General features: G+C 63.8%; 16 protein-coding genes. 8 read left to right on the top strand and 8 right to left on the bottom strand.

Features of this window, described 5'->3' with window-relative positions; genetic code table 11:
- Window positions 1-87: 87 nt before the first annotated feature.
- Genes rsmD through GIB19_RS00365 form a run of 3 tightly spaced genes read right to left on the bottom strand, consistent with a single transcriptional unit; the run spans window position 88 to window position 3,528 of the window.
- A complete protein-coding gene (gene rsmD, locus GIB19_RS00355; RefSeq protein ID WP_027592324.1) occupies window positions 88-690 on the bottom strand; it encodes a 16S rRNA (guanine(966)-N(2))-methyltransferase RsmD in 603 nt (200 codons plus the stop codon).
- Window positions 690-2,180 carry a M16 family metallopeptidase gene (locus GIB19_RS00360; protein ID WP_099430695.1) on the bottom strand — a complete coding sequence of 497 codons (1,491 nt, stop codon included), beginning with the start codon at window positions 2,178-2,180 and terminating at the stop codon, window positions 690-692. The genes rsmD and GIB19_RS00360 overlap by 1 nt, the downstream gene beginning before the upstream one ends.
- Window positions 2,173-3,528, bottom strand: a complete 1,356-nt coding sequence (locus GIB19_RS00365) for a M16 family metallopeptidase (protein ID WP_027592326.1) — start codon at window positions 3,526-3,528, stop codon at window positions 2,173-2,175. The genes GIB19_RS00360 and GIB19_RS00365 overlap by 8 nt, the downstream gene beginning before the upstream one ends.
- A gap of 231 nt (window positions 3,529-3,759) precedes the next feature.
- Between GIB19_RS00365 and ftsY the strand changes: the two genes are divergently transcribed.
- From ftsY to rpoH, 4 genes are all read left to right on the top strand, one after another.
- A complete protein-coding gene (gene ftsY / locus GIB19_RS00370; RefSeq protein ID WP_274882708.1) occupies window positions 3,760-5,358 on the top strand; it encodes a signal recognition particle-docking protein FtsY in 1,599 nt (532 codons plus the stop codon).
- On the top strand, window positions 5,355-6,026 hold the full coding sequence (ftsE, locus tag GIB19_RS00375; RefSeq protein WP_027592328.1) for a cell division ATP-binding protein FtsE: 672 nt from the start codon (window positions 5,355-5,357) through the stop codon (window positions 6,024-6,026). Before ftsY ends, ftsE begins: the two co-directional genes overlap by 4 nt.
- Window positions 6,023-7,045, top strand: coding sequence for a permease-like cell division protein FtsX (gene ftsX / locus GIB19_RS00380; protein ID WP_085272240.1), 1,023 nt, complete (start codon window positions 6,023-6,025; stop codon window positions 7,043-7,045). Before ftsE ends, ftsX begins: the two co-directional genes overlap by 4 nt.
- A 113-nt stretch (window positions 7,046-7,158) precedes the next feature.
- The gene (gene rpoH / locus GIB19_RS00385; protein ID WP_023378197.1) at window positions 7,159-8,013 is read left to right on the top strand and encodes an RNA polymerase sigma factor RpoH; all 855 of its coding nucleotides are present in this window, start codon (window positions 7,159-7,161) and stop codon (window positions 8,011-8,013) included.
- Window positions 8,014-8,184: 171 nt separating this feature from the next.
- On the opposite strand, the gene mtgA is transcribed toward rpoH, so the two are convergent.
- Window positions 8,185-8,895 carry a monofunctional biosynthetic peptidoglycan transglycosylase gene (mtgA, locus tag GIB19_RS00390; RefSeq protein ID WP_027592330.1) on the bottom strand — a complete coding sequence of 237 codons (711 nt, stop codon included), beginning with the start codon at window positions 8,893-8,895 and terminating at the stop codon, window positions 8,185-8,187.
- 64 nt (window positions 8,896-8,959) lie between these two features.
- On the opposite strand from mtgA, the gene GIB19_RS00395 reads away from it, so the two are divergent.
- The 4 genes from GIB19_RS00395 to trmB all read left to right on the top strand — a co-directional run bounded on the left by GIB19_RS00395 (window position 8,960) and on the right by trmB (window position 11,215).
- On the top strand, window positions 8,960-9,331 hold the full coding sequence (locus GIB19_RS00395) for a DUF423 domain-containing protein (protein WP_027592331.1): 372 nt from the start codon (window positions 8,960-8,962) through the stop codon (window positions 9,329-9,331).
- A gap of 102 nt (window positions 9,332-9,433) precedes the next feature.
- Window positions 9,434-9,634, top strand: coding sequence for a sulfur carrier protein ThiS (thiS, locus tag GIB19_RS00400; protein ID WP_033693942.1), 201 nt, complete (start codon window positions 9,434-9,436; stop codon window positions 9,632-9,634).
- A 54-nt stretch (window positions 9,635-9,688) separates the two neighbouring features.
- The gene (locus tag GIB19_RS00405; protein WP_027592333.1) at window positions 9,689-10,483 is read left to right on the top strand and encodes a thiazole synthase; all 795 of its coding nucleotides are present in this window, start codon (window positions 9,689-9,691) and stop codon (window positions 10,481-10,483) included.
- Between the two features lie 9 nt (window positions 10,484-10,492).
- Window positions 10,493-11,215, top strand: a complete 723-nt coding sequence (gene trmB / locus GIB19_RS00410) for a tRNA (guanosine(46)-N7)-methyltransferase TrmB (protein ID WP_027592334.1) — start codon at window positions 10,493-10,495, stop codon at window positions 11,213-11,215.
- A gap of 286 nt (window positions 11,216-11,501) precedes the next feature.
- Here the strand turns inward: trmB and GIB19_RS00415 are convergent, their stop codons facing one another.
- From GIB19_RS00415 to GIB19_RS00430, 4 genes are read right to left on the bottom strand one after another with little or no spacing between them, the layout of a single operon-like run.
- On the bottom strand, window positions 11,502-11,828 hold the full coding sequence (locus GIB19_RS00415; protein WP_027592335.1) for a DUF3392 family protein: 327 nt from the start codon (window positions 11,826-11,828) through the stop codon (window positions 11,502-11,504).
- A 9-nt stretch (window positions 11,829-11,837) separates the two neighbouring features.
- The gene (gene hemW / locus GIB19_RS00420) at window positions 11,838-13,025 is read right to left on the bottom strand and encodes a radical SAM family heme chaperone HemW (protein WP_099430692.1); all 1,188 of its coding nucleotides are present in this window, start codon (window positions 13,023-13,025) and stop codon (window positions 11,838-11,840) included.
- Window positions 13,022-13,618, bottom strand: coding sequence for an RdgB/HAM1 family non-canonical purine NTP pyrophosphatase (gene rdgB, locus GIB19_RS00425; RefSeq protein WP_099430691.1), 597 nt, complete (start codon window positions 13,616-13,618; stop codon window positions 13,022-13,024). The genes hemW and rdgB overlap by 4 nt, the downstream gene beginning before the upstream one ends.
- Window positions 13,615-14,049, bottom strand: a complete 435-nt coding sequence (locus GIB19_RS00430) for a DUF4426 domain-containing protein (protein WP_274882729.1) — start codon at window positions 14,047-14,049, stop codon at window positions 13,615-13,617. Before GIB19_RS00430 ends, rdgB begins: the two co-directional genes overlap by 4 nt.
- Between the last annotated feature and the right edge of the window lie 5 nt (window positions 14,050-14,054).

Raw genomic sequence — 14,054 nt, forward strand, 5'->3', positions numbered from 1 at the left:
GCTTCAGCCATGGGGCCGGTGGCGGTGGGGTAGCTATATACGTCAACGCAGGACGCGGACTATGTACGCCCGCCAGGTGTCAGACCGTCAGCCCCGCTGCCAGAGCGCGTAATGCACCTGGCCGGTCTTTTTCTCCCGGTGCAGGCGCCAGTTGCCCGGCAGTTGCAAGGCCGAGGGTGCGGTCTCGCTCTCGGTGTAGATCCACGCCTGTTCCCGCAGCCACTGGTTCTGTTCCAGCAGGTTGCAGGTGTTGGCCAGCAGGTCCTGGTGGAACGGTGGGTCGAGGAACACTACGTCGAACTGCTGCTTGGCCGGGTTCTGCAGGTAGCGCAGCGCGTCGGTTTGCAGAATTTGCCCGCGAGGGCAGCGCAGCAGCTCGAGGTTGTCTTTGAGGTTGCTGATGGCGGCGGGGTTGCTGTCCAGTGCCACGGCGTCTTCGGCACCGCGCGACAAGGCTTCCAGCACCAGCGCGCCGCTGCCGGTGAAGGCGTCCAGCACGCGGGCGCCTTCGATGTAAGGCGCGAGCCAGTTGAACACGGTTTCGCGTACGCGATCAGGCGTTGGCCGCAGGCCGTCGCCTTCAGGCACCGCCAGGCGGCGGCTGCGCCACTCGCCGGCGATGATGCGCAGGTGGCCCTGGCCCTTGCTGTGGCCCGGCTGAGGGCGGGCGGGAGGGGTGGATCTTGGCATTAGTGCTCCGGTACGCCGAGCGGTTGCTCGGAAGGCTTGTCAGTGGGGGCTGGCAGCGGTTTTTGCGGCACCTTGGGGCCCGCGGTGACGATCACCAGTTTATCGGCTGACAGGTGTTTGTTCATGGCGGCCTTGACCTGCTCGACGGTGAGCGCCTGGGACTGCTGCATGAAGTCCTCCAGCCAGGTCAGCGGCAGGTTGTAGAAGCCAATGGCCCCCAGTTGGCCAACGATACTGGCGTTGCTGGCATTGGACAGCGGGAAGCTGCCGGCCAGCTCGCGCTTGGCATCGTCCAGCTCTTGCTGGGTCGGGCCGCTCTTGAGGTAATCGGCCAGGATGTCCTGGACCAGCTTGAGGGTGCCTTCGCTGAGTTCGGCGCGGGTTTGCAGGTTGATCATGAACGGGCCACGTACCTGCATCGGGCTGAACACCGAGTAGACGCCGTAAGTGAGCCCGCGTTTTTCACGCACTTCGCTCATCAGGCGGGTGCCGAACGCGCCACCGCCGAGGATCTGGTTACCCAGCGACAGGGCCGGCCAGTCCGGGTCCTGGCGGTCGATACCCAGCTCGGCCAGCATCAGGTGGGTCTGCTTGGACGGGAAGTCGATGTGGGTCAGGCCCGCCTTGGGGTCGGTCGGTTGTGCCGGTGCGACCAGCGCCGGGCCTTTCGGCAGGCCGGCGGATACCTGGGCGGCAATGGCTTCGGCTTCGGCGCGGCTGAGGTCGCCGACCAGGGCGATGACCGCGTTGCCGGCCGAGTAGGCCTTGGCGTGGAAGGCGCGCAACTGTGCCAGGGTGATGCCGTTGATGCTCTCGGCGCTGCCGTCGCTCGGGTGGGCGTACGGGTGGTCGCCGTACAGCTTGCCGAACAGGGCCTTGCCCGCGAGCTTGCCGGGGTTCTGCTTGTCGTATTCGAAGCCGGCCAGCATCTGGTTCTTGATGCGCTTGAGGGCGTCCTCGGGGAAGGTCGGCTTGCCTGCCACTTCAGCGAACAGCTTGAGCGCCGGTTCGCGCTTGTCCTTGGTGCTCAGGCTGCGCAGCGATGCCACGGCCATGTCGCGGTACGAGCCGTTGCCGAAGTCTGCGCCCAGGCCCTCGAAGCCTTCGGCAATGGCGGTCACGTCCTTGCCGGCCACGCCCTCGTTGAGCATGGCGTTGGTCAAGGCGGCCAGGCCTGGCGTGCCGCCGTCCTGGCTGCTACCGGCGGCGAAGGTGACGCGCAGGTCGAACATCGGCAGTTCGCGGGCTTCGACGAACAGTACCCGGGCGCCTTCGGCGGTGTTCCAGTGCTGGATGTTCAGCTGACGTCGGCTGGGGGCCTTGCCGTCCAGCTCGGCCAGCGACTGCAGGGTATTGGCTGGGCGGGCCGCGGTGCTGTCAGCCTTGGCCGCGTTGTCGGCCAGGGCCGGGGCCGTCAATACCGCCGCCAGCGCCAGGGCGCGGATGCCCGTGGCCAGCAGGGTATGGCGTGGTACGCTGCGATCACTCATGAGCGGACTCCTCGGGCAATACATGGGCAACGCTCAGGCGTTCGCGGGTGAAATAGGTGCGCGCAGCGTTCTGGATGTCTTGCGGGGTCACGCGCTTGAGCTCGTCCAGTTCGCTGTCGATCAGCTTCCAGGACAGGCCCACGGTCTCCAGCTGGCCGATGGTGGTGGCCTGGCTGCTGATGGAGTCGCGGTCGTAGACCAGGCCGGCGATCACCTGGGCGCGCACGCGTTCGAGTTCTTCGGCGCTGGGTGGCGTGGTCTTGAGCTCTTCCAGCAACTGCCAGATGCCCTTTTCCACGTCGTCCATGGTTTTTTGCTTTTGCACGTTCGGCGTGGCCGAGATCAGGAACAGGCTATCGCCACGGGTGAAGGCGTTGTAGCTGGACGACGCACCGGCCACCAGTTCCTGGCCGCGCTCCAGGCGGGCTGGCATCCGTGCGCTGTAGCCGCCATCGAGCAGGGCCGAGATCAGGCGCAGGGCATGCACCGTGCGCGGGTCCTTGGCGGTCGGCAGGCCAGGTACGTTGAAGCCGTAGATCAGGCTCGGCAACTGGGTGCGCACGTGCAAGGTCAACTGGCGTTGGCCGGGCTCGGCCAGCTCAAGCGGCAGCTTGGCGGGCGGCACCGCACGCTTGGGAATGCCGGCGAAGTACTTTTGCGCCAGGCCCTTGACCTCATCGACGGTGACATCGCCGACCACCACCAGGGTGGCATTGTTGGGCGCATACCAGGATTCGTACCAATGGCGCAGCTCTTCGACCTTCATGCGGTCGAGGTCGGCCATCCAGCCAATGGTCGGGGTGTGGTAGCCACTGGCCGGGTAGGCCATCGCGCGGAACAGCTCGAACGCCTTGGCATTGGGCTGATCGTCGGTGCGCAGGCGGCGCTCCTCTTTGATCACTTCTATTTCGCGGCTGAACTCGTCGGCGGGCAGGCGCAGGCTGGCCAGGCGATCGGCCTCCAGCTCAAGGGCCACCGGCAGGCGGTCGCGGGCCAGCACTTGGTAATAGGCTGTGTAGTCGTCGCTGGTGAAGGCGTTCTCTTCCGCACCCAGGTCGCGCAGGATGCGCGAGGCCTCGCCGGGGCCGACTTTGGCGCTACCCTTGAACATCATGTGTTCAAGGGCGTGGGACAGGCCGGTCTGGCCCGGGGTCTCGTAGCTGGAGCCCACCTTGTACCAGATCTGCGAGACCACCACCGGCGCGCGGTGGTCTTCACGCACGACCACCTTGAGGCCGTTGTCGAGGATGAATTCGTGGGTCGGTTGCACATCGGCGGCGAAGGCCGCGAGCGGCAGGCAGAGCGTGCCGAGCAACAGGCCAGCGGCGCGGCGGGCTAGAGCATTCATACGGTGTTTAACCTGTTCGGCGGCCCGCAGGGTTTAGCGTCGGCGGGCCAGGAGGTGCTAGGATACTGATCCGGTTGCCTGGCGACCATGCCTGTCGCCGTTCTGGCCCACAGGACACTAAGACAAAACGTTGCGCATGAACCAGCCGGCTTCAAGATAGTCTGTTCTGCGTATAGAGAATTCCCGATGCGTCATTGCTGGCGCATCGCTACCCTGAGATAGCCGTCCTCCATGTTTGGTTCCAACGACGACAAAAAAGCGCCGGCCGAGTCTGGCGAAAAGAAAGGCCTGTTCAGCTGGTTTCGCAAGAAGCCGCAGCAACCTGTCGCCGAACAGCCGCAAACCCCCGAGCCACAGGCTGAAGAGCCGGTAGCAGCGCAGCCTGCCGTCGAGCAGCCTGCTGTGGCGCCGGCCGAGCCGGTGGCCGCACAAGCCCCTGTTGCGCCCGAGCCGCCTCAACCTGTACCGGCCCTGGCTGATCCTGAGCCTTCTCAGCCTGCCCAGCCCCCAGTGGCGGCGAGCATGCCCGCGAACGCGCAAGCCAGCGCGCCGCAGGTCGAACTCCAAGCGCCGGTGGTGACCGCCCCCGAAGCCCCGGTAATTCGTGCCGTCGAGCCGCCTGTCAGCAATCTGGTATTGCCAGTTGCCGAAGAGCCTGTGGCCCTGGTGCCGGACCTTGAGCCCACGGCCCCGCCTGCAATTCCTGAGCGACCATCGGTCGAGCCCGCCGCGCCGGTGGCAGCCGCACCCCAGCCAGCGCCGGTGGTTGCCGAGCCCGCCCCGGTCGTGGCGCCTGCTCCAGCTCCAGCTCCAGAAGCTCCAGAAGCTCCAGCAGCTCCAGCCCCGACCCCGGTCGAACCCGAGCCCGTTGCCGCGCCGGTCGCCACTGAACAGTCCAAACCCGGCTTCTTCGCCCGCCTCAAGCAGGGCCTGTCCAAGACCAGCGCCAGTATCGGCGAAGGCATGGCCAGCCTGTTCCTGGGCAAAAAAGTCATCGATGACGACCTGCTCGACGAGATCGAGACCCGCCTGCTGACCGCCGACGTTGGCGTGGAAGCGACTTCGGCCATCGTCCAGAACCTGACCCAGAAGGTCGCCCGCAAGCAGTTGGCCGATGCCGATGCGCTGTACAAGTCGCTGCAGGAAGAGCTGGCCGCGCTGCTGCGTCCGGTCGAGCAGCCGTTGAAGATCCAGGCGCAAAACAAGCCCTACGTGATCCTGGTGGTCGGCGTGAACGGCGCCGGCAAGACCACTACCATTGGCAAGCTGGCCAAGAAGCTGCAGCTGGAAGGCAAGAAGGTCATGCTGGCTGCGGGCGACACCTTCCGCGCCGCGGCGGTCGAGCAGTTGCAGGTTTGGGGTGAGCGTAACCAGATCCCGGTAATCGCCCAGCACACCGGTGCCGACTCGGCCTCGGTGATCTTCGACGCCGTGCAGGCCGCCAAGGCCCGTGGGGTCGACGTGCTGATCGCTGATACCGCCGGCCGTCTGCACACCAAAGACAACCTGATGGAAGAGCTGAAGAAGGTGCGCCGAGTGATCGGCAAGCTCGACGCCGAGGCGCCGCACGAGGTGCTGCTGGTGCTCGACGCCGGCACCGGCCAAAACGCCATCAGCCAGGCCAAGTACTTCAACCAGAGCGTCGAGCTGACCGGCCTGGCCCTGACCAAGCTGGACGGCACCGCCAAAGGCGGCGTTATCTTCGCCCTGGCCAAGCAGTTCAGTATTCCGATCCGTTTCATCGGTGTGGGTGAAGGTATCGACGACCTGCGCACCTTCGAAGCCGAGCCGTTCGTCAAAGCGCTGTTCGCCGAGCGAGAGCATCCATGATCCGATTCGAACAGGTTGCCAAGCGCTATCCCAATGGCCATGTAGGCTTGCATGAGCTGAGTTTCCGGGCGCGCCGGGGCGAATTCCTGTTCGTCACCGGGCACTCGGGTGCCGGTAAGAGCACCTTGCTGCGCCTGCTGCTGGCCATGGAGCGCCCGACCAGCGGCAAGCTGCTGCTGGCAGGGCAGGACCTGGGCCAGATCAGCAATGCGCAGATCCCGTTCCTGCGCCGGCAGATCGGTGTGGTGTTCCAGAACCACCAGCTGCTGTTCGACCGCACGGTGTTCAACAACATCGCCTTGCCGCTGCAGATCCTCGGCCTGTCCAAGGCCGAGATCACCAAACGCGTCGACTCGGCCTTGGAGCGTGTCTCGCTGGCCGACAAAGGCGAACTGTTCCCGGCCGATTTGTCCACGGGGCAGCAACAACGGGTCGGTATCGCACGTGCCATCGTCCATCAGCCGGCCCTGTTGCTGGCCGACGAACCCACCGGCAACCTTGACCCGCGCCTGGCCGCAGAGATCATGGGCGTGTTCGAAGACATCAACCGCCTGGGCACCACGGTATTGATCGCCAGCCACGACCTGGCATTGATCGCGCGCATGCGGCATCGCATGCTGACCCTGCAGCGCGGCCGTTTGATCGGCGATGGGGAGGCCGGGCAATGAGCACTACACGTACGCCGAAGGTTTCCGAACGGGTTGCGCCGAAACCCGCCGACCCGCAACCGGCGAAGAAAAAGCGCGACGACGATGACGGCCCAGATTTCCGCACACTGCTGCACGCCTGGCTGGAAAGCCATCGCGCGAGCATGGCCGACAGCTTGCGTCGCCTCGGCAAGCAGCCGATCGGCAGCTTCTTCACCTGCCTGGTAATGGCAGTGGCGTTGAGCATGCCCATGGGCCTGTCGTTGCTGCTGAAGAACGTCGAAAAGCTCGGCGGCTCCTGGCAGCGCGCCGCGCAGATTTCGCTGTACCTCAAGCTCGACGCTGGCAGCAAGGAAGGTGAAGCGCTGCGCGATGAGATCAAGCACATGCCTGGGGTGGCCGACGCGCTGTATGTCAGCCGCGATCAAGCGCTGGAAGAGTTCCAGCAGCAGTCCGGCCTGGGTGAGGCGTTGCGCGAGCTCCCCGAGAACCCGCTGCCTGGCGTGGTGGTGGTGACCCCGACCGAGGTCGACAAGCCAGCACTTGAAGCCTTGCGTCAGCGGCTGTCGGAGCTGCCAAAGGTCGAAGTGGCACAGCTGGACCTGGTCTGGGTCGAGCGCCTGGCGGCAATCTTGAAGCTGGGCGATCGCTTTGTCTTCGGCCTGGCCGTCATGCTGATTTCTGCGCTGCTGTTAGTAATCGGTAACACAATTCGTCTACATATTGAAAACCGTCGTACCGAGATCGAAGTGATCAAGCTGGTCGGCGGCACCGATAGCTATGTACGCCGGCCGTTCCTGTACATGGGCGCCTTGTATGGCCTGGGCGCGGGGCTGTTGGCCTGGGGCATCCTGGCATTCGGCCTGAACTGGCTGAACCAGGCGGTCGTCGGGCTCTCCGGGCTGTATGGCAGTGACTTCGCCCTGGGTGGGGTGCCGGCGTCCGATGGTCTGTCGCTCTTGATCGGAGCGGTACTGTTGGGGTATATCGGTGCATGGATCGCGGTCGCTCGCCATTTGAACGAGCTGGCGCCACGATAGTTTTTCCCGTGCCAGCATTGACTTTATTACCGTTTTGGGAACTTGTTTACCGGTTTCCGGTCAATGTTGGCAGTGCCCACAAGGCGCGAGTCTAGTAAGTCGGAGGTTCTTGAATGACCACATCGTTGCAACCTGCCTATGCCCTGGTGCCCGGTGCAAACCTGGAAGCCTATGTGCACACGGTCAACAGCATCCCGCTGCTGACGGTCGAGCAGGAGCGTGATCTGGCCGAGCGTCTCTATTACGAGCAGGATCTTGAGGCCGCTCGGCAAATGGTGATGGCCCACCTGCGTTTCGTCGTACATATCGCCCGTAGCTATGCAGGCTACGGCCTGGCCCAGGCTGACCTGATCCAGGAAGGCAACGTCGGCCTGATGAAGGCCGTCAAACGCTTCAACCCAGAGATGGGCGTGCGCCTGGTGTCCTTTGCCGTGCACTGGATCAAGGCCGAAATCCACGAATTCATCCTGCGCAACTGGCGCATCGTCAAGGTGGCGACCACCAAGGCCCAGCGCAAACTGTTCTTCAATCTGCGCAGCCAGAAGAAGCGCCTGGCCTGGCTGAACAACGATGAAGTTCATCGCGTGGCAGAGAGCCTGGGCGTCGAACCGCGCGAAGTGCGCGAGATGGAAAGCCGCCTGAGTGGTCAGGACATGGCCTTTGACCCAGCGGCGGAAGCCGATGATGACAGCGCGTTCCAGTCGCCTGCGCATTACCTGGAGGACCACCGCTACGACCCGGCCGTACAGCTTGAGGATGCCGACTGGAGCGACAACTCCACCAGCAACCTGCATGAAGCGCTGCAAGGCCTGGACGAGCGCAGCCGTGACATTCTCTACCAGCGCTGGTTGGCGGAAGAGAAGGCGACGTTGCATGAGTTGGCAGACAAGTACAGCGTGTCGGCTGAGCGTATTCGTCAGCTGGAGAAGAATGCGATGAACAAGGTCAAGGCGTTGATCACGGTGTGATTCACGCTTGGCTGTATCAAAAAGCCGCTGGCCTGAAGAGGGTTGGCGGCTTTTTTGTTTGTGTTGGCTTTGCGGGCCCTTTCGCAGCACAAGGCTGCTCCTACAGGTATAGCGCCGGACCTGTAGGCGCAGCCTTGTGCTGCGAAAGGGCCGGTAAAGCCCGTCGATGATTCAAAGCCTGCGCGAAGCATCCAGCTGCATCAGGTAGCTAGGCCCACCCAACTGGCTCATCTGCCGCCGAATCCACCCGGCCCGACTGGCCACATAGGCGCTGGGCCGGCTGGCGCTCCACTTGATCGGGCTGGGCAATACCGCAGCCAGTTGCGCGGCCTGTTGCCGATTGAGCCGGCTGGCGTCGACCCCGAAGTGGTAGCGCGCCGCCGCCTGGGCGCCAAACACGCCATTGCCCCATTCGGCGCTGTTCAGGTAGACCTCGAGGATGCGCTCCTTCGACCAGAACAGCTCGATCAGCGCCGTGAACCAGGCTTCCAGGCCCTTGCGGAACCAACTGCGGCCCGACCACAGGAACAGGTTCTTGGCCACCTGCTGGGTCAGCGTGCTGGCCCCGCGAATGTTGCCGCCGCGTTCGTTGTAGGCCAGCGCTGCCTGAATGGCCGGGATGTCAAAACCCCAATGGGTGGCGAACTTCTGGTCTTCACCGGCAATGACCGCGACCTTGAGCTCATCGGAGATGTTCTCCCACGGTTCCCAGTCGCGCTGCAGGTCAATGGGCTCGCCATTCAGCCAGGACTCGACCTTGCGCTCGGCCATCAACGCCGTGCCGGGGGGCGGCACCCAGCGAAACACCAGCACCAATACGATACTGCCGGCAGCGAACCAGAGCAGGGCGCGAGTGAGGCGGCGGATAAGGGATGGCAGCATGTCGATGGCTTGGCCGGGCGGGTGGAACGGGCCATTATACAGACCCGATACAAGGAGTCGTCCCATGCTTCGCAGCTTCCTCATGCTTGCCGCCTTTTTCGGCTTTACCGGTGTGGCCCTGGGCGCTTTCGCCGCGCATGGGCTGAAAAACCGCCTGACGCCAGACTACCTGGCCATCTTCCACACCGGCGTGACCTACCAGCTGGTGCATGCCTTGGCGATTTTCGGTGTCGCCGTGCTGGCAGCGCATTTGCCGGGGCGCCTGGTGGGCTGGGCCGGCGGTCTGTTCGCGCTGGGTATCCTGCTGTTCTCCGGTAGCCTGTACCTGCTGACCCTGACAGGCGTGAGCAAGCTCGGCATCATCACGCCCTTTGGCGGCCTGTGCTTCCTCGCAGGGTGGCTGTGCCTGGGCCTGGCAGCCTGGCGGCTGGGCTGACCGAGTGGTCCACAATCGCGACTAATGGCGTGCACCGGCCTTGGGTAAACGGGGTGTTCGGCGCTAGAATGCGTGCCCCAAAGCACAATGGTGGCCGTGCGCATGCGCATTCAACTGAACGGTGAACCTTACGAACTGCCCGCTGGCGAAAGCGTCGCGGCCCTGCTGACGCGCCTGGACCTCACCGGGCGCCGGGTAGCAGTGGAACTCAACCTGGATATCGTGCCGCGTAGCCAGCACGACAGCACTGCGCTGAACGAAGGCGACCAGGTTGAAGTGGTCCACGCCATCGGCGGCGGCTGATAGCGGCTCGGCGGTTCACACGCAAGCCCAGTAACCTTTTCCCGAGGAACAACGATGAGCAACGTTCGTAGCGACAAGCCCTTTACCCTGGCCGGGCGCACTTTCCAGTCGCGCCTGCTGGTCGGCACCGGCAAATACCGTGACATGGAAGAAACCCGTCTGGCCATCGAGGCCTCGGGTGCCGAGATCGTCACCGTCGCTGTGCGCCGTACCAACATCGGTCAGAACCCGGGCGAGCCGAACCTGCTCGACGTGCTGCCACCCGACCGTTACACCATCTTGCCGAACACTGCGGGCTGCTACGACGCTGTCGAAGCCGTGCGCACTTGCCGCCTGGCCCGTGAACTGCTGGATGGCCACAACCTGGTCAAGCTGGAAGTGCTGGCCGACCAGAAAACCTTGTTCCCCAACGTGATCGAAACCCTCAAGGCCGCCGAAGTGTTGGTCAAGGACGGTTTCGACGTGATGGTCTACACCAGCGACGACCCGATCATCGCCCGTCAGCTGGCCGAAGCGGGCTGTATTGCGGTCATGCCGCTGGCTGGCCTGATCGGTACCGGCCTGGGCATCTGCAACCCTTACAACCTGCAGATCATCCTCGAAGAATCCAAGGTGCCGGTGCTGGTCGATGCCGGCGTGGGTACTGCCTCCGACGCCACCATCGCCATGGAGATGGGCTGCGAGGCGGTGCTGATGAACTCGGCCATCGCCCATGCCCAGCAACCGGTGTTGATGGCTGAAGCCATGAAGCACGCCATCGTGGCCGGTCGCCTGGCCTACCTGGCCGGCCGCATGCCGAAGAAACTCTATGCCAGCGCCTCTTCGCCGCTGGATGGTCTGATCAAGTAAGAGCTCCTGATGACTGAATCGCAAGAAACGCCGATCACCGCCGAAGGCGAAGAGCGCCCACACCGCCGTATCAAGAGCTTCGTGATGCGCGCCGGGCGCATGACCGAAGGTCAGCAACGCGGCCTGGACCAGGGTGGCCCCCTGTTCATCCTGCCCCTGGCCGACAGCCCGGTGGACTACGATCAGGTGTTCGGCCGTTCGGCGCCGCGCACCCTGGAGATCGGTTTCGGCATGGGCCACTCCCTGCTGGAGATGGCCGCTGCCGCGCCTGAGCAGGATTTCATCGGTGTCGAAGTGCACCGTCCGGGCGTTGGCGCGCTGCTCAATGGCGTGCTGACCCAAGGGCTGAAGAACCTGCGGGTGTATGACTGCGATGCCATCGAAGTGCTCAATCGCTGCGTGGCCGACAACAGCCTCGACCGTTTGATGCTGTTCTTCCCAGACCCTTGGCACAAAGCGCGCCATCACAAGCGCCGCATCGTGCAGCTGGAATTCGCAGAGCTGGTACGCCGCAAGCTCAAGCCGGGTGGCGTGTTCCACATGGCGACCGACTGGGAACCGTATGCCGAGTACATGCTGGAAGTGATGAGCGCTGCGCCCGGTTACCGTAACCAGGCGGCGGATGGCGCATATGTGCCACGTCCGCAAGAGCGGCCGATCACCAAGTTCGAGCGCCGTGGTGAGCGCTTGGGGCATGGGGTTTGGGATTTGAAGTTCGAGAAGGTGGATTGATTGGGCGCTTGAACCTTTCGAGCTCAGCCTGCTGAAGTGACCAACAAAAAAACCGCCTGAGAAGGGCGGTTTTTTTATTGAAACGATCAGACTGAGGATCCTTCGCTTCGGGCTTTCACTGAAAGACCCCGTACTCATCCGGATCTTGTTTGTACTCAAGACCGCGAGAGATTCTGTGGGAGCGGGTTTACCCGCGAAGAATGCGACGCGGTACATGGCACGGGCTTCGCCCGTGTTCGCGGGTAAACCCGCTCCCACAGGGAAAGTGAAATGCTGTAGTCGTGCCTTACCCCCGCCGATCAGCCACCACGCCGATCAACACCAGCACCACCAGCAGCACGGGTGCCAACGCATAATTATTGAACTGGCCCAGCCCCTTCACCACCCACGGCGTGGCATAGATCAGCGCTGCACCGCTGCCGATCATCACCAGCAGGGCCATGAACGGCACGCGCAGGGCGCCGGCCAGGCTGCCTAGGCGTTGTTCCACCGTGGCTTTGATATCGGTGCCGAACAGCACCAGCAGGCAGCCTACCAAGGCCAGCGAAATCTCCGACAGGTTGCTGCGGCTCCAGCGGGAAGCCGTTGCAAGCAGATCAAGTACCAGGTCCATGGGTCATCCTTAGGTCAAGAAATACTGCAGCAGGTCATTGAGGAACAACTGGCCGCGCGGCGTGGCCACCAATCGATCCGGTTCGACCTGCAAAAGGCCCTTTTGTTCGGCCGCGCGACGGGCCTCGGCCAGTTGCGCCAGCGGCAGGCCGGTACGCTGGGTGAACAGTTCGGCTTCGACGCCATCGGTCAGGCGCAAGGCGTTCATCAGGAACTCGAAGGGCAGCTCGTCCGCCGGCAGCCGCTTTTCGCCAGCCTTGAACGGTTTGGCCAGGTTCAGGTAGTCCTTGGGCAGGCGGGTTTTCCAGGTGCGCAGGATGCGCCCGTCAGCGAAGGTCAGCTTGCCGTGGGCGCCCGCGCCGATGCCGATGAAATCACCGAAGCGCCAGTAATTGAGGTTGTGCTTGGCAGCACGGCCTGGCTGGGCATAGGCCGACACTTCGTACTGGCGGTAGCCGTGCTCGGCCATCAGGCTTTGGCCGGCCTCCTGGATATCCCACAGGATGTCGTCTTCGGGCAGCTCGGGCGGCTGGTTCCAGAACACCGTGTTCGGCTCTACGGTCAGCTGGTACCACGACAAGTGGGTCGGCCCTAGCGCGATGGCCTGGCGCACGTCACCCAGCGCGTCGTCCAGCGACTGGTCGGGCAGGCCGTGCATCAAGTCCATGTTGAAGTTGTCGAACCCGGCGGCGCGCGCCATGTCGGCGGCACGGATCGCTTCGTCACCATTGTGGATGCGCCCGAGCGCCTCCAGCTTGGCGGGCTGGAAGCTCTGCACGCCGATGGACAGGCGATTGATGCCCGTCTGCCGGTACGCCTTGAACTTCTCTTGCTCGAACGTACCGGGGTTGGCCTCCAGGGTGATTTCGATGTCCGGCGCGAACGGGATGCGTTGTTCAACGCCACGCAGCAGCCGCCCAAGGGCGTTGGCACTGAACAAGCTCGGCGTACCGCCACCGAAGAAGATCGAGCTGATCGGGCGGCCTTGTACGGCTGCCAGCTCTTGATCGAGGTCGGTCAGCAGGGCGTCGACATAAGCCTCTTCAGGCAGCTCTGGGCCCGCCGCGTGGGAATTGAAGTCGCAATAAGGGCATTTGCGTACGCACCACGGGATGTGGATGTACAACGCCAAAGGCGGCAGCACGGCGAAACCAGCCGCACCCGCCGGGTGCGGTTGGATGGACAACGTTTCGATCATGCCAGGCCCAGGCGTTGACGCAGCAGGACCATGGCGCGGGCGCGGTGGCTGAGCTGGTTCTTGTCGACAGGGGCGAGGTCCGCACTCGAGCAATTGCGCTCTGGCACCCAGAACAGCGGGTCGTAGCCAAAGCCGTGCTCACCGCTGGCCTCAAACATGATGCGCCCGTGCCACAGGCCTTCGCACAGGATCGGCAGCGGGTCGTCGGCGTGACGTACCAGCGCCAGCACGCAGACGAACTGAGCGCCGCGCTCGGCCTCGGGCACGTCTTTCAAGGCGTCCAGCAGCTTGGCGTTGTTTGCCGCGTCACCCTTGCCATCGGCATAGCGAGCAGAATAGATACCCGGCGCGCCGCCGAGGTAGTCCACGGCCAGGCCCGAGTCATCGGCCAGTGCTGGCAGGCCAGAGATGCGCGCGGCATTGCGTGCCTTGAGAATGGCGTTCTCGACGAACGACAGGCCGGTTTCCTCTGGCTCGACCTGGCTGAATTCACCGATCGAGCGCAGCTGTACGGACGCGCCAAGCATGGCCTGGAGTTCCTTGAGTTTGCCGGCATTGTGGCTGGCCAATACGAGTTGCTGGAAATTCATCATTCGCCTGGGAACACTTCCTGGTTGAAGCTGAGAGAGTTACTGATGCCGCCGGTTTCGACATTGATGTCGAAGGTCACGGTTTCTGGCTGTTCGATCTTGAACTGGGCGATGTAGTAAATCGCGCCCGGTTCGGTGATCTGCTTGAAGGACAACGGGCTGCTGCGCCCGGTCAGGTCTTTCACCGTGCCGCTGACGACCGCCATGGCCGGCTTGTTGGCCTTGATCACGGCAATGTTGAGCACGCCCTGGTTCTTGCTGCGCACCAGGCCCGTGGCCGCGGCCACCTCCGGCGTCAGCATGCTTGAGGTGAACGCGCTGTAGTGTACCGTCACGTCGCCAAACACTTCCTTGCGCTCGGGACGGGCGGCATCGGCAGCCAGTACAGGCAGGGCCAGGCACAGGCTGATCAGGAACAGGGCTAGGCGACGCATGGTGC

This window comes from Pseudomonas sp. ITEM 17296, assembly GCF_028895205.1.
Lineage (GTDB): Bacteria > Pseudomonadota > Gammaproteobacteria > Pseudomonadales > Pseudomonadaceae > Aquipseudomonas > Aquipseudomonas kermanshahensis.

Excerpts from the sequence above, each read along its gene's own strand:
- GIB19_RS00415 (WP_027592335.1), bottom strand. The coding sequence starts at position 11,828 with ATGGACCTGGTACTTGATCTGCTTGCAACGGCTTCCCGCTGGAGCCGC.
- GIB19_RS00365 (WP_027592326.1), bottom strand. The coding sequence starts at position 3,528 with ATGAATGCTCTAGCCCGCCGCGCCGCTGGCCTGTTGCTCGGCACGCTC.
- GIB19_RS00360 (WP_099430695.1), bottom strand. The coding sequence starts at position 2,180 with ATGAGTGATCGCAGCGTACCACGCCATACCCTGCTGGCCACGGGCATC.
- ftsE (WP_027592328.1), top strand. The coding sequence starts at position 5,355 with ATGATCCGATTCGAACAGGTTGCCAAGCGCTATCCCAATGGCCATGTA.
- mtgA (WP_027592330.1), bottom strand. The coding sequence starts at position 8,895 with ATGCTGCCATCCCTTATCCGCCGCCTCACTCGCGCCCTGCTCTGGTTC.
- hemW (WP_099430692.1), bottom strand. The coding sequence starts at position 13,025 with ATGATCGAAACGTTGTCCATCCAACCGCACCCGGCGGGTGCGGCTGGT.
- GIB19_RS00405 (WP_027592333.1), top strand. The coding sequence starts at position 9,689 with ATGAGCAACGTTCGTAGCGACAAGCCCTTTACCCTGGCCGGGCGCACT.
- GIB19_RS00395 (WP_027592331.1), top strand. The coding sequence starts at position 8,960 with ATGCTTCGCAGCTTCCTCATGCTTGCCGCCTTTTTCGGCTTTACCGGT.
- trmB (WP_027592334.1), top strand. The coding sequence starts at position 10,493 with ATGACTGAATCGCAAGAAACGCCGATCACCGCCGAAGGCGAAGAGCGC.
- GIB19_RS00430 (WP_274882729.1), bottom strand. The coding sequence starts at position 14,049 with ATGCGTCGCCTAGCCCTGTTCCTGATCAGCCTGTGCCTGGCCCTGCCT.
- thiS (WP_033693942.1), top strand. The coding sequence starts at position 9,434 with ATGCGCATTCAACTGAACGGTGAACCTTACGAACTGCCCGCTGGCGAA.
- rpoH (WP_023378197.1), top strand. The coding sequence starts at position 7,159 with ATGACCACATCGTTGCAACCTGCCTATGCCCTGGTGCCCGGTGCAAAC.
- ftsX (WP_085272240.1), top strand. The coding sequence starts at position 6,023 with ATGAGCACTACACGTACGCCGAAGGTTTCCGAACGGGTTGCGCCGAAA.
- ftsY (WP_274882708.1), top strand. The coding sequence starts at position 3,760 with ATGTTTGGTTCCAACGACGACAAAAAAGCGCCGGCCGAGTCTGGCGAA.
- rdgB (WP_099430691.1), bottom strand. The coding sequence starts at position 13,618 with ATGATGAATTTCCAGCAACTCGTATTGGCCAGCCACAATGCCGGCAAA.
- rsmD (WP_027592324.1), bottom strand. The coding sequence starts at position 690 with ATGCCAAGATCCACCCCTCCCGCCCGCCCTCAGCCGGGCCACAGCAAG.